Source organism: Porphyromonas endodontalis ATCC 35406 (genome assembly GCF_000174815.1).
GTDB classification, from domain to species: domain Bacteria; phylum Bacteroidota; class Bacteroidia; order Bacteroidales; family Porphyromonadaceae; genus Porphyromonas; species Porphyromonas endodontalis.
The window spans coordinates 1-724 of the sequence record NZ_ACNN01000010.1 but is presented as its reverse complement, the minus strand read 5'-3'; the positions used below and the strand labels follow the sequence as shown (position 1 = coordinate 724).

Annotated in this window: 1 pseudogene; it reads left to right on the top strand. The window is 43.6% G+C overall.

The features are described 5' to 3' along the window. Positions 1–724 (top strand): annotated as a pseudogene (locus POREN0001_RS09210) (ISAs1 family transposase); the annotation flags it as partial.

The following is a 724-nucleotide window of genomic DNA, read 5'->3' as shown; positions in this document are numbered from 1 at the left end:
TTATTACCCTGACGAGTTATCTATGTGGAGGCGAGGATTATGAGTCCATGCATGAGCTTTGCTTAGAGCGTGGAGAATCTCTTCGCCCACTGGTTGAGTTACCTAATAGTTGTCCGAGCGTAGACACCTTCGAAAGAGTGCTTCAACGTATTGATTCTCAGTCTCTCTATGCTTGTCTTCAAGTTTATGGGAAAGAGCTGATTAGCGACTTAGAAGGTAAACATATCGCCATTGACGGCAAACGTCTGAAAGGTTCGAAGAAAAAAACGGGCAGTACACATATTCTTTCGGCTTAAGTTGACGAAGATGGTTTAAGCCTTGTCAAGCGACTGTTGCCGAGAAGTGCAGTGAGTTAGAAGCCATTCCGGAAGTCTTGGATAGATTGGATTTGTCCGGGGCTGTCATCAGCATAGATGCCATGGGGACTCAAACCAACATTGCGGAACAGATTGTCCAATCAGAAGCCGACTACATTCTAAGTCTAAAAGGCAATCAAAAACACTTGTATGAGGATGTTCAGGATTGCTTTACAGGACGATATAGGTGTCATAGTTATGAGACCTTGGAGAAAAATCATGGTCGTATTGAGAAGCGAACCTATACCACATTACTAGTTTCAGAAGTCTTTGAGGAGGGGGAATATGGTCAGTGGCAAGGCTTGAGAAGTTTAATTCAAGAGGAGCGTGAGATTACTAGTTTAGAGGGAGAGACTCGCATGGATAAA